The 12,271-nt window shown below is 63.3% G+C and carries 11 protein-coding genes; 2 read left to right on the top strand and 9 right to left on the bottom strand.

From position 1 onward, the window contains the following. Positions 1–18: 18 nt before the first annotated feature. The 7 genes from RID11_RS07665 to RID11_RS07695 all read right to left on the bottom strand — a co-directional run bounded on the left by RID11_RS07665 (position 19) and on the right by RID11_RS07695 (position 8,079). Positions 19–585: a holin family protein gene (locus RID11_RS07665; protein ID WP_350137212.1), complete on the bottom strand. Its 567-nt coding sequence runs from the start codon at positions 583–585 to the stop codon at positions 19–21. Further along, positions 579–1,187, bottom strand: coding sequence for a holin-associated N-acetylmuramidase (locus RID11_RS07670; RefSeq protein ID WP_350137215.1), 609 nt, complete (start codon positions 1,185–1,187; stop codon positions 579–581). The genes RID11_RS07665 and RID11_RS07670 overlap by 7 nt, the downstream gene beginning before the upstream one ends. A 143-nt stretch (positions 1,188–1,330) precedes the next feature. Then, positions 1,331–1,777, bottom strand: coding sequence for a cytochrome c maturation protein CcmE (gene ccmE, locus RID11_RS07675; protein ID WP_350137218.1), 447 nt, complete (start codon positions 1,775–1,777; stop codon positions 1,331–1,333). Between the two features lie 15 nt (positions 1,778–1,792). Next, entirely contained in the window at positions 1,793–2,821 is a 1,029-nt protein-coding gene (gene argC, locus RID11_RS07680) for an N-acetyl-gamma-glutamyl-phosphate reductase (protein WP_350137221.1), read from the bottom strand. 65 nt (positions 2,822–2,886) lie between these two features. Beyond that, positions 2,887–3,699 carry a glutamate racemase gene (locus tag RID11_RS07685; RefSeq protein ID WP_350137223.1) on the bottom strand — a complete coding sequence of 271 codons (813 nt, stop codon included), beginning with the start codon at positions 3,697–3,699 and terminating at the stop codon, positions 2,887–2,889. Between the two features lie 18 nt (positions 3,700–3,717). Next, entirely contained in the window at positions 3,718–4,581 is an 864-nt protein-coding gene (locus RID11_RS07690; RefSeq protein ID WP_350137224.1) for a lysophospholipid acyltransferase family protein, read from the bottom strand. A gap of 78 nt (positions 4,582–4,659) precedes the next feature. Then, positions 4,660–8,079: an indolepyruvate ferredoxin oxidoreductase family protein gene (locus RID11_RS07695; RefSeq protein ID WP_350137226.1), complete on the bottom strand. Its 3,420-nt coding sequence runs from the start codon at positions 8,077–8,079 to the stop codon at positions 4,660–4,662. Between the two features lie 171 nt (positions 8,080–8,250). On the opposite strand from RID11_RS07695, the gene RID11_RS07700 reads away from it, so the two are divergent. Beyond that, positions 8,251–9,156 (top strand): LysR family transcriptional regulator, encoded by a 906-nt coding sequence (locus RID11_RS07700; RefSeq protein ID WP_350137229.1) that lies wholly within the window; start codon positions 8,251–8,253, stop codon positions 9,154–9,156. A gap of 216 nt (positions 9,157–9,372) precedes the next feature. On the opposite strand, the gene RID11_RS07705 is transcribed toward RID11_RS07700, so the two are convergent. Both RID11_RS07705 and RID11_RS07710 read right to left on the bottom strand, forming a co-directional pair. Further along, entirely contained in the window at positions 9,373–10,503 is a 1,131-nt protein-coding gene (locus RID11_RS07705) for a M24 family metallopeptidase (protein ID WP_350137232.1), read from the bottom strand. After that, positions 10,500–11,531, bottom strand: coding sequence for a pyridoxal-phosphate dependent enzyme (locus RID11_RS07710; RefSeq protein ID WP_350137234.1), 1,032 nt, complete (start codon positions 11,529–11,531; stop codon positions 10,500–10,502). Before RID11_RS07710 ends, RID11_RS07705 begins: the two co-directional genes overlap by 4 nt. Before the next feature lie 200 nt (positions 11,532–11,731). Between RID11_RS07710 and RID11_RS07715 the strand changes: the two genes are divergently transcribed. After that, positions 11,732–12,241 carry a phosphoribosylglycinamide synthetase gene (locus RID11_RS07715; RefSeq protein WP_350137237.1) on the top strand — a complete coding sequence of 170 codons (510 nt, stop codon included), beginning with the start codon at positions 11,732–11,734 and terminating at the stop codon, positions 12,239–12,241. The last annotated feature ends 30 nt before the right edge of the window (positions 12,242–12,271 follow it).

Here is a 12,271-nt window from a genome sequence, read left to right on the forward strand (position 1 = left end):
ACATTGTCGCGGGCGAGCTCAGGCCTTCGCGCGCCATTCCTCCAGCGCCGGGTTGCCTGAGGGGGTGAGCACGCGCAGCGCGGTGTCGGCATCGGGGCCGGGATCGGCCGCGCCGGGACTGTCGGCGCGCAAGGCACGCAGTTGCGCCACGCTTTCGACCACCTGCGGCGCGCGCGCCAGCGTGGCGGCGATGGAGCGCTGAAATTCCTGCCCCTTCACCTGATACCGCGCGCCGAAATAGAAACTGACGATCGCGCCCAACAGCCACCAGAGCGGATCGGGCACCAGCGCCAGCCCCGCCATCCGCTCACCGAACCACAGGGGATCGACCATCGCCGCGATGAACAGCGCCAGCGTGCCAAGCGCCATGGTCGGGCGCGGGATGCGGTTAAGCCCGTCGATGATCCGGTCGAAGGTGCTGCGCCCCGCAGCCCCGAACTCCGCCGCCATCTGATCGAGCGCGGCGCGCTGTGTCTCGACCCGGCGCTGATCTGCGGCCTCGGCATTGACGCGAAACACCTCCGCAGTCTCGCGCACCACGTTGCCACCGGCGCCGAAGAGCGCCCGCAGAATGTCGATCACCATGCCGCGACCCTTTCCTGAAAGGCCTGATCGCTCAGGTGAAAGCGCGGCGCGATGAACTCTTCAGCGCGCCTGATCCAGCCGCCCTTGCCACCAGCGCGCGTCCGCGCGAACTTGCGGCTTGTCGGGCGAGCATCGGCCAAAGAAAAATAATAATTCCGCCGCGCGATCCCGTAGGCATCACCGATATGATCGGGCGCGACCTGTGCTGCGCGCACCGCCGCCGCCTGCGTCTGCGGACCGATCACCCCGTCCACATCCACCGCCTCGCCCATCTCGCGCAAGAGGCGTTGCAAAATTTTCACCGCGTTGGCCCCGGCATTGACATACATGTCGAATACGCTGGCGCGTAGCGGCACGGGCAGGCCCGCGATACCGGGACGGCGATAGTAGTGGTCGATGAAGATCGCCACCGCCTGCCCCCGGCTCAGCGCCCGCACATCGCCCACATCGACATCGCCGTCACGGTCGAGATCGAGCCCCAGCCGCCGCATCGTGTGGATCGTCACCCCGAAATTCGTGGCCCTGCCGGGATCGTCCGGATCGTTCACGAACCCACCCTCGCGCGCGACAATCTCTTCGGCTATCTGTTCGACATCTCGCATCTGCCTGCCCCATCTTGCCTGTGCAACATGGATGCGAGGATGGGATCATAAAGATTAACGCGCGCCTGAACCAGCGCGCGCTCTTATATTACCGGCCATGGTTTCTTCTTGGTAAAAATACTCGAATCCGGACAGCAGAACCCCTAGCTGCCATCCGCCTCCTTGTAGACACCCTGCTCCTTGAGTGCGTCCACCACTTCCTTGGGCATGTAGTCCTCGTCATGCTTGGCAAGGATTTCACTGGCCTCAAAGACCCCGTCGCGATAGCTGCCGGTGCCGACCATGCCCTGATTTTCCTCGAAAAGATCGGGCAGAACACCCTTGTAGGTCACCGGCACCACGGCCCCGCCATCGGTCACGTTGAAATGGATGACCTCGCCCTGACCGCGCTTGAGGCTGCCTTCCTCGACCAGCCCGCCGATGCGGAAAATCTCGGTCTCGCTTGGCGGTTCGGCCATTACCTGTGTCGGTGAGCGAAAGAAGTTGATCCCGTCGCGCATCCCGTAGCCGATCAGCGCGGTGGCCATCACCAGCGCCACGGCGGCAATCGCGATGACCTGCACGCGGCGCTTCTTCTTCAGCGATTTCATGAGCCTCGTCCTTTTTTACGGAAAGACCGGGGCCAGCATGAGGCCCGACGTCTCGTCCAGAGATAACATCAGATTGGCGTTTTGCAACGCCTGCCCGCTGCTACCTTTTGTCAGGTTATCAAGCGCCGCGATGACGGAGCAACGCCCAGCCTGCCGGTCGGCGACCACACCGATATGACAGAAATTGCTGCCCCGGATGTGGCGCGTGCTCGGGGCCTCGCCCATCGGCAAGACCTCGATGAACGGCTCAGCGGCATAGGCCGCTTTCAGCGTGTCGTGCACTGCCTGTGCCGCGCCGCGCAGATAAGCCGTCGCCAGAATGCCGCGATTGGCGGGGATCAGATGGGGCGTGAACTGGATCTCCACGGGCCGCCCGGCGATCTTCGAGAACTCCTGATCGAACTCGCCGAGATGCCGGTGGGTGCTGCCCAGGGCATAGGCGTGATAGCCCTCGGACAATTCCGCATGCAGCAGGTTTTCCTTGAGGCTGCGGCCCGCGCCCGAGACCGCGCATTTCAGATCAAGGATGATCTCGTCCAGATCGATCACCCCGGCGCTGATCAAGGGCCGCAGGATATACTGCCCGGTCGCCGCGTTGCAGCCCGTGCCCGCCACCAGCCGCGCGCCCGCAATCTCGTCGCGGTAGAACTCGGTCAACCCGTAGACCGCCTCCTTCTGCAACTCGGGTGCGGCATGGGGATTGCCATACCACTTTTCATAATCCGCCGGATCACGCAGCCGGAAATCGGCGGAGAGGTCGACGATTTTCAGATCGCGCGGCAGGGCGGCGATCACCTCCTGGCTGGTCTTGTGCGGCAAGGCACAAAAACACAGGTCGATACCTGCAAAGTCGATCTCGTCGATCGTCACCAGATCGGGCAGATCGAGATGGCGCAGATGCGGAAACACCTGCCCCATCCCCTGCCCCGCCTTGGAATTGGCAGCAAGCGCCGCGATCCCAAGGTCTGGATGGGTGGCGATCAGCCGGACAAGTTCGGCGCCGGTATAGCCGGACGCGCCCAGGATGGCGATTTTATGGGTCATGGTGACCTCTCATAGCGAAATTCAAACAGGGGATAGTGCGTATCACGGCACAGTGCAACGCACGCTCAGACGGGACGAAAGCCGATCTCTCGTCGCAGGAACTGCGTCGCGCGGGACGACACCCGCTTGGGGTCGCCCGTGGTCAGGAACATCGACTCGGTGCCCGGCCCGATCTTGTCGGGGTGGCGGCCGAGGTAATCGCTCAGGCTCGCCGCAACCAGCGTGGGCTGCGAATAGACCGCCACGTCGGGGCCCAAAGCATCGCGGAACACCTCCTCGACCAGCGGGTAATGCGTGCAGCCCAGAACGGCAGCCTCCGGGTGCGGCATCTTGCGTCTGAGCGCGTCCACATGGGAGCGCACCAGCGCCTCGGCGAGGATCATGTCACCCTCTTCGATGGCATCCACGACACCGCCACAGGCCTGCGCCTCGACATCGACACCGATGGCGCGAAACGCCAGTTCGCGCTGAAAGGCGCGGCTTGCCACGGTGGCGGGGGTGGCGAAGAGCGCAACGTTCTTCACGGCCACCTCGCGCGGCGGAGAGTTGTCGCCCCACTCCCGTTCGGTCAGCGCCTCGATCAGCGGCACGAAGACGCCCAGCACCCGCTTGCCCTCGGGCACCCAGGCCTCCTGCATGCGGCGCAGGGCGGCGGCAGAGGCGGTGTTGCAGGCGAGAATCACCAGATCGCAGCCAGCATCGAACAACCGCGCGACATTGGTCGTGGTCAGATCATAGATGTCATCGGCGTCGCGTACCCCGTAGGGCGTGTGCGCGTTATCGCCGAGATAGACAAACGGCACCTCGGGGAGACGCTTGCTCAACGCATCCCACACCGTCAGGCCACCCAGCCCGCTGTCGAAGATCCCTACCGCCATGTTCCGCGCCCAATGTCGTTACTCGTATTCGAACCCGATTTCCGAGGCGACAACCGGGCTTGGCGATAATTCATAGGTCTTTGCGCGCAGGAATGCCATCAGCGATTTTGTGTCGCCCGCATATTGCGCGAGCGTGCTGCGCGGGATCGGATCACCCACCACGACCTTGACGGGCGTGTCCACCCGCTTGCGGAATTCCTTGATCAACAGGCCCATGCGCAGGGTGTAATGCAGGTGGCTGGCCAGCTGAAACAGGCGGCTGGTGTGACCGTCGAAATAGACCGGCACGACGGTGGCCTCGCTCTTTGCGATCATCTTGGCGGTAAACCCGCGCCAGCCCGGATCCATCGGGCGCGAAAACGGCTTGGCGGCCGTGCTGACCGTGCCGCCGGGAAAGACGCCGATCGCCCCGCCCTGCCCCAGATAGTCGAGCGACGCCTTGCGCGTGGCGAGATTGAGCGCGAGGGCCTCCTTGGTACCGTCAAAACTGATCGGCAGGATCACCTTGTTGAGATCTTCGGCCTTGCGGAACACCTGATGCGCCAGAATACGGAAATCGCCGCGGGTCTGGCTGAGGATATGTCCCATCATCAGCCCGTCGAGGATGCCGTAGGGGTGATTGGCGATCAGCACCAAAGGCCCCTCGCGGGGGATGTTCATCAGGCTGCCGCCTACAACGTCGAGCGTCAGCCCGTAGCGTTCCACGATCACTTCCCAGAAATCGCGACCCCGTGACACCTCGGTCTCATATCCCGCCGCGCGCTTGATAAGTGCGATGCGCCCGGTAAGGTTCTCCATCGTGCGGATCATTGCCCGCCCGCCCTTGGTCTGGGCGGAATAGGCATAGGAAATGTCACGGGCGATCTGGCGATCAGGGCGCATGGATGGTCCTCGGCTGGCTTGCGGCCTGTTAAGAATATGCGACGCTTTTGACCAGATCACGTGACAGTTTCGTGACGCCTACTCCGCCGCCTGTGCCATTTCCGCCCCACCTGCGCGGATCACCGCCAACAGTTCCTCGCGCCGTTTCGCGGCCTTTTGCTCATTCGCCTGCTTGACAGGCCCAAAGCCTCGGATCGAGAGCGGCAGTTCAGCCAGTGCGATGATCGCGTCACGGGTGCGTGTGTCGAGTTTCGGCAGCACCTCGGCCATATCGGCCTCGTATTGCTTGATCAGCTCGCGTTCCATCTTGCGCTCCTCGGTGCGTCCAAAGGGATCGAGCAGGGTGCCGCGCAGAAACTTAAGCTTTGCCAAGACACCGAAGCCGCGCAGGATTCCAGGACCGAATTCGCGCTTCTTGGGGCGACCGTCATGGCCCGTCTTCGACAGGACCGGCGGGGCGAGGTGGAATTTCATCTTGAAATCCCCGCCGAATTCAGCGCGCGCCTTTTCCGCCGTTTCCAGATGCAGCCGGGCAACCTCGTATTCATCCTTGTAGGCCAGCAGCTTGTGATAACCCTTGGCCACCGCCTCTTTCACGCCCGTATCCTCGATTTCGTCGAGCATCTTGCGATAGCGTTTGACCAACCGCTTGCCCTGATAGGCGCGCAGGTGATCGGCGCGATAGGCGATCTTTTCGTCGAGCGCTTTCGGCTTGGTGATCACTGTGGGGGTCAGGACCTTCTCCACCTCGGCGGGATAGAGCGCCGCCCAACGGCCCACCTCAAAGGCGCGCAGATTGGCCTCGACGGCCGCACCGTTGAGGGTAATGGCTTGCGTGATGGCGTCATGGCTGATCGGGATCAACCCGCGCTGCCACGCCGCGCCAAAGATCATCATGTTGGAATAGATCGAATCGCCCATCACGGTTTTGGCCAGATCCGAGGCGTCGAACATCTGCACGCCCTCGCGCAGACGCGCCTCAAGCGCCAGTTGCAGTCGGTCTGCGGGCAGGTGAAACTCGGGATCGCGGGTGAAATCGCCGGTGACGATCTCGTGGCTGTTCACCACCGCCCCGGTGCGGCCCTGACGTGTCAGGCCAAGCGTCTTGGCCCCGGCACTGACCACCAGATCGCCGCCGATCAGCGTGTGCGCCTCTCCCGTTGCGACCCGGATCGCGTTGATATCGCCGGGATTCTCGGCAATGCGGCAGTGGATGTGCACGGCGCCGCCCTTTTGCGCGAGACCGGCCATTTCCATCATGCCCGCACCCTTGCCGTCGATCTGCGCCGCCTGCGCCATGACCGCGCCGATGGTGACGACGCCGGTGCCGCCCACTCCGGTGATCACCACGTTATGCGTGCCGTCGATTCCGGGCAGCGTGGGGTCTGGCATGTCGGGCAGCTGCAAGTCGGTCGTGCTCTCCTTGCGCGGCGTGGCCCCTTCGAGCGTGACGAAGGACGGACAAAACCCCTTGAGGCATGAGAAATCCTTGTTGCAGCTTGACTGGTCGATGGCACGCTTGCGGCCAAACTCGGTCTCGACCGGCACGATGGCGACGCAATTGGACTGCACCCCGCAATCGCCACAGCCCTCGCAGACATCGGTATTGATGAAGACGCGGCGATCCGGGTCGGGAAACTTGCCGCGCTTGCGGCGGCGGCGCTTCTCGGCGGCGCAGGTCTGGATATAGAGGATGACGCTGACACCCTCGACTGTTGCCAGCCGATCCTGCACCGCCATCAGATCGGAACGTTCTGCGAATTCAATGTCATGCGGAAAGGACTTAAGGTCGATCTCTTCCTTCGCGTCATAGACCACCGACAGGTGCTTGACCCCCATGGCGCGCAACTCGGCGGCAATGCGCGGCGCATCCAGCCCGCCCTCATTGGCCTGGCCCCCGGTCATCGCCACGGCATCGTTATAGAGGATCTTGAAGGTGATCGTCGTGCCCGCAGCAAGCGCGGCGCGAATGGCCTGCACGCCGGAATGGTTATAGGTGCCGTCGCCGAGGTTTTGAAAAACGTGACCGCGCTTGGAAAACGGCGCCTCACCGATCCAGTTCGCCCCCTCGCCGCCCATATGTGTGAACCCGGTGGTCTCGCGATCCATCCATTGGACCATGTAGTGACAGCCGATCCCGGCATAGGCGCGGCTGCCTTCGGGCAGCTTGGTCGAGGAATTATGCGGGCAACCGGCGCAGAAATACGGCAGACGCGTTGCGATTTCTTCGGCATTGTCACCGGCGCGCGCCTCCGAGAGTGACGCCAGCCCGGCCTTGATCCGGTCGGTGCCGCGCCCCTCCTCAATGAGGATGCCGCCCAGCTTCTCGGCGATCCAGATTGGATCGAGTGCGCCGCGCGTCGGGAAAAGCTCGTCGCGATGCATGCCGCCCGCGCCGCCCTTGTACCAGCCATAGACGCGGCGACCCTGACGGTCGTCAAATATTGCCTCCTTGATCTGCACCTCGATCAGCTTGCGCTTTTCCTCGACCACGACGATCAAGTCGAGTCCCTCGGCCCAGTCGTGAAATCCATGCATGTCGAGCGGGAAGACCTGCCCGACCTTGTAGGTGGTGATCCCGAGACGCTCCGCCTCGTCCGCATCAATCCCCAGCAATTCCAGCGCATGCACCAGATCGAGCCAGTTCTTGCCCGCCGCGACAAAGCCGATCTTGGCCCCCGGCTTGCCCCACATCCGCTTATCCATGCGGTTTGCACGCGAAAACGCCTCGGCGGCAAAGCGTTTGTAGTCGATCATGCGGGTTTCCTGCGCATGCGGCGTGTCGATCAGGCGGATGTTCAGCCCGCCCTCGGGCATCGGGAAATCGGGCGTCACAAGCTGCACGCGATCCGGGTTGCCATCGACCACCGCCGTCGCCTCGACCGTGTCCTTCATCGTCTTGAGGCCGACCCAGACCCCCGCAAAGCGGCTGAGCGCATAGCCGTAGATACCGTAGTCGATGATTTCCTGCACACCTGCGGGGCTGACCACGGGCATGTAGGCATCGACCAGCGCCCACTCGCTCTGATGCAGCACGGTCGAGGATTCGCCGGTGTGATCGTCGCCCATGGCCATCAGCACGCCGCCATGCGCGGAGGTGCCCGCCATGTTGGCATGGCGCATCACGTCGCCCGAACGGTCCACCCCCGGCCCCTTGCCATACCAGAGGCCAAAGACGCCGTCATACTTGCCTTCACCGCGCAATTCCGCCTGTTGCGATCCCCAGAGGGCGGTCGCCGCGAGATCCTCGTTGAGCCCTTCCTCGAACCGCACCTGCGCCTCGGTCAATACCTTCTGCGCGCGGCGCATCTGCATATCCACCGCACCAAGGGGCGAGCCGCGATAGCCGGTGACATAGCCTGCGGTATTCAGCCCCGCCGCCCGGTCGCGCGCGGCCTGTGTCAGCATCAGCCGCACCATCGCCTGCGTGCCGTTCAAAAGAACCGGCGATTTTTCCAGATCGAAACGATCGTTCAGCGTCACCTTTTGCGTCGTCATGTGCGTGCCTCCCTTGGTTTGAGGGCCTTGCCTCAGTATAGGGCAATATTAGGTCATAATTTATGACCTACCAAGGGGAATTTCATAAAATTATCGCGCGCTTGCTATCGCACCGCGAGGATTTTCTGCTATTACGTCAGAGGTGCTGCGGTTTTTCGGAAAGTTAGGGTCATGGACTGGGACAAGCTCAGAATCTTTCACGCGGTGGCGGATGCCGGCAGCCTGACCCATGCGGGCGATCAGCTTCATCTGTCGCAGTCGGCGGTCTCTCGCCAGGTGCGCGCGCTTGAGGAATCGCTGAATGCGACCCTGTTTCACCGCCATGCGCGCGGGCTGATTCTCACCGAACAGGGCGAATTGCTGTTCGATGCGACCCGCGCCATGCTCAAGCGTCTCGATGCCGCCACCGCCCGCATCCGCGACAGCGAAGAAGAGGTGTTCGGCGAATTGCGGGTGACCACCACGACCGGCTTTGGCACTCTGTGGTTAGCGCCGCGCCTGCCCAAGCTTTATGCGAAATACCCCGACCTCAAGATCGATCTGATGCTCGAGGAGCGTGTGCTCGACCTGCCGATGCGCGAGGCAGATGTGGCCATCCGGATGAAGGAACCCAGCCAGGCCGACCTGATCCGCAAGCGGCTGATGAGCGTGCATATGTGCCTCTATGCCACGCATTCCTACGTGGCACTGCACGGTACCCCCGAGGCACCCGAGGATCTTCAGGCACACCGCCTGATCTGTCAGAACCCGCGCTCGGCGCAGGTTGGTGCGGCGGCGACGCTCGTGAATGAGTTGATGACGAATGACATCTCGTCCCTGCTGACAGTCAATAACTATTTCGGTGTTTTGCAGGGTGTGCTGCATGACCTCGGAGTGGGCGTGTTGCCCGATTACCTGATCCGCGATTTCCCGGAACTCGTGCGTGTGCTGCCCGAAGTGTCCTCTAACGAGGTACCGGTGTTCCTCGCTTATCCCGAGGAATTGCGTCACTCCAAGCGCATCTCCGCCTTCCGGGATTTCGTGCAGGAAGAGATCATCGCCTACCGGAAAACGATGAAAGAACAGGCGCTTGGCTAAGGGTTTGGGCAACGTCTGAACCAGCCATGCAGGAATCGCATATCGGCCATGCTGCACATGCGGCATTATTTTCCTTGAACGAGCCGAAGCGCCCCCTTATTTGCCGATTGTGACGGTGATAGCCGCAAGGCGCTCACCATCATACCTCCCTGTTGGACTTTGGCCGAGCTTAGTGCTCGGCCTTTTTTTTCGCTGCACGGAATTTGCGCAACGCCGTCAGATTACGGGCAGGTCGGAGGTGGCAAACTGCGAGAGCCTGCGCGGTGCCGCGTCGGTGATCACGATATTTTCCTCATGCACCATGATGCGCCCCGGGGCGAGGTCCACGCCCGGCTCCAGCGTGATGACCATGCCGGGCTGCAACACGGTCTGATCTTTGGCGGTCAGCGACAGCCCTTCGGTCAGTTGCATGCCCAGGCCATGCCCCAAACGCCCTGCCCCCTCGCCACCGCCGACGATATCGGCCATCGCGCGCCACACGTCGCAGGCCCGTGCACCCGGGCGTGCCGCCTCTTCCCCGGCGAGCGTGGCCTCGATCAGCCTTGCCTGCGCGGCGCGCTGCGCCGGGCTTGACCGCGTGACGGCGAAATTTCGGTCGTAGTCGCAGAAATATCCGTCCCAGACCGCGCCGGTGTCGAGCATCAGCACATCGCCCGCTGCCAGGGGCGCATCCGAGGCGGGTGAAATCACATCCGCATAACCCTGCGGACCGGCCCCACCGGCGAGGTACGGCACCCAATCGGCCCCCTCCTCCAGCAACAACCCCTGGAAATTCCGAAACACGCGGGAGAGCGGGACACCGGGGGCTGCAATCTCGCCCACCCGGCCAAAGGCGCGGCCCGCGATACCGCAGGCTTGTGCGATCTTGGCGATCTCGGCCTCGGACTTGACCGCGCGCAATGCGGCCGCGATGCCGTGATCGCCGCGCCAGTCCAGTGCGCTTGCCCGGCGCACACGCTCGAAATCGCCGAGCGGCATGCGCAGGTGGCTCTCGGGCCCGTCCGGCACACCCACCGGGCCGCCGATCTCGCGCAGGGTATCGGCCAGCAGCGTGACCCCGTCATCGTCGGGGTCAGGTGCCGCCCATGTGCGGATATCGCTGATCCAGGTGGTGCCCATCAGCGCCGCCCCGATCGAGGGGATCACCGCCACCGGATCGCCCGAGACAGGCAGGATCAAGAACCACGGGCGCGACGGGCTTTCCCAAAAGCGGGTCAGGAACCCGGTGAAATAGCGGATTTCAGGCTCGGTCGTGAGCAACAGCGCCCCCAGCCCCGCCTGCGCCATTTCCGTCTGCGCACGGCGCACCCGCGCGTGATATTCCGCAACCGCAAAGCCGCGCGTCACCCCTCGGCCTCTTCGCTCAGGATGCACAGCACGCGGGCATCCTCGGACAGATCCAGCCCGCGCAGCGCCGCCACACCCGCCGCGCCTGAGGGCGTCGAGGCGAGGCCCTTGGCCGCCAGATCACCCAGCACCGCCTCGGCCTCGGCATCCGAGATCGTGGCGAAAGCATCGGCATCCCGCGCCAGCCCCTTGAGCGCAATCAGCGACGGCACCTTGCAATCGAGCCGCCCCATGTTTGACACCTCACCGCTCGTCTCGACCGGGCGCGCATCGCGGATGCTCTCTTGCAGGGCGGGGGCACGCTCGGGCTCGACCACAATGATTTGCGGACCGTCGCCCCAGACATGGCGGAACCACGCCGCCGCTGCCCCGGCCAGCCCGCCGACCCCGGCTTGCAGCAGGATATGGCTGGGGGGCTCGGCCATCTGCCGCGTGACCTCCTCGGCCATTGCGAGATAACCCTCCATCAGGCGATGCGGCACCTCAAAGTAGGCGGGCCATGAGCTGTCGGACAAAAGCGTCCAGTCATTGTCGGTTGCAGCGCGACCGGCGGCAACCATGCTCGCCTCGTAATCGACGCCGTCGCGGATCACCTCGGCGCCCTTGGCGCGCAGCTTGTCGGCGAACCATTCAGGCACCAGTTCCGACAGGTAGATGACTGCCTGCGCACCGAAGATATGCGCGCCCGCAGCAACCGAGAGGCCGTGATTACCGGCGCTCGCGGTCACATAGGTCCGACCCTCGAGCGCGCCGCGCATATCCTCGGCCCCGGTCTCGGCGGCGTCGTGCGCGATCACATACGCCGCGCCAAGCGCCTTGAAACTGCCCAGCCCCATGCGCCCGCGCTCGTCCTTGATCCACAGTTGGGCCCCGAACCCGTCAACCTGCCGCAAAGGTGTCTCTGCCGCCGCCGGACAACGCCCCAACAGATCTCGTACCGCCTCCGCATCGACACTTGGCCACGGCGCGCCAGCCAGCACCCCTTCATCCATGCCTTTGCCACGAAACGGATTTTCCAGAATTTCCATGATACCCCCTTGTTTCGCGCATCAGAGCGAAAGCGGCCCGTGGCGTCAATGCCTCACCTGTGACCAGAGAAAAATTGCACCTGCGCGAAATTTGTCAGGAACAAGATTCCGGCCCCTGTCGTTGTGTCACCAAGCGCGCATGAAGCGCGTTGAACTCAACCGCAGGGCGCGCCCTGCGCTAGCAGAAACGGAGGACTGTAATGACATTCCACAAACTCGCGCTTGCAACCGCATTGACCAGCGTCACGGCGATGGCCGCTTATGCCGATGCAGAAACCGACAAGAACCCCAAGCGTATTGACGACCCCCAAGTGGAAGGCAGCGAAACGTCTGACGCCAACATGACCGAAGCAACGGTAAGTGATGATGGCGACATCACCGCGCCGAGCAGCGTAGACCTGGCGAACAAGGGGTTCACCAATTCGGACAAGACGCTGATTGAGAACGTGCTCACGCAAGCCGACGACGGCGCGACGCTGAACTCGGTCGATGACGTCGTTATCGGCGAGGTCACATCGCACGCGGGCAACCGCGACGCCGAGCATCTGGTCTATGTCGATGTACGCGACGATGCAGATCTCGCTGCGGATAAGGTCGCATTCGAGGCTGGCACGCTCAGCGCCGAGGAAACCGATGGGCTGGAATATGCCTACTCGATGGAGCAATTGCGCACTGCAGTGGCCGCCAAGGTCGCCGCAATGAAGCAATAAGACAGGCAAATCGGATCCGCCTGTGGCCCG

Origin of the sequence: Roseovarius sp., assembly GCF_040219995.1 — a bacterium.
Classification (GTDB): Bacteria; Pseudomonadota; Alphaproteobacteria; order Rhodobacterales; family Rhodobacteraceae; genus Roseovarius.

What these genes read in the sequence shown, in the direction of transcription:
- RID11_RS07690 (WP_350137224.1), bottom strand. Translation starts at nt 4,581, where the DNA reads ATGCGCCCTGATCGCCAGATCGCCCGTGACATTTCCTATGCCTATTCC.
- RID11_RS07710 (WP_350137234.1), bottom strand. Translation starts at nt 11,531, where the DNA reads ATGGAAATTCTGGAAAATCCGTTTCGTGGCAAAGGCATGGATGAAGGG.
- RID11_RS07670 (WP_350137215.1), bottom strand. Translation starts at nt 1,187, where the DNA reads ATGCGAGATGTCGAACAGATAGCCGAAGAGATTGTCGCGCGCGAGGGT.
- RID11_RS07700 (WP_350137229.1), top strand. Translation starts at nt 8,251, where the DNA reads ATGGACTGGGACAAGCTCAGAATCTTTCACGCGGTGGCGGATGCCGGC.
- RID11_RS07715 (WP_350137237.1), top strand. Translation starts at nt 11,732, where the DNA reads ATGACATTCCACAAACTCGCGCTTGCAACCGCATTGACCAGCGTCACG.
- RID11_RS07695 (WP_350137226.1), bottom strand. Translation starts at nt 8,079, where the DNA reads ATGACGACGCAAAAGGTGACGCTGAACGATCGTTTCGATCTGGAAAAA.
- RID11_RS07665 (WP_350137212.1), bottom strand. Translation starts at nt 585, where the DNA reads ATGGTGATCGACATTCTGCGGGCGCTCTTCGGCGCCGGTGGCAACGTG.
- argC (WP_350137221.1), bottom strand. Translation starts at nt 2,821, where the DNA reads ATGACCCATAAAATCGCCATCCTGGGCGCGTCCGGCTATACCGGCGCC.
- RID11_RS07685 (WP_350137223.1), bottom strand. Translation starts at nt 3,699, where the DNA reads ATGGCGGTAGGGATCTTCGACAGCGGGCTGGGTGGCCTGACGGTGTGG.
- ccmE (WP_350137218.1), bottom strand. Translation starts at nt 1,777, where the DNA reads ATGAAATCGCTGAAGAAGAAGCGCCGCGTGCAGGTCATCGCGATTGCC.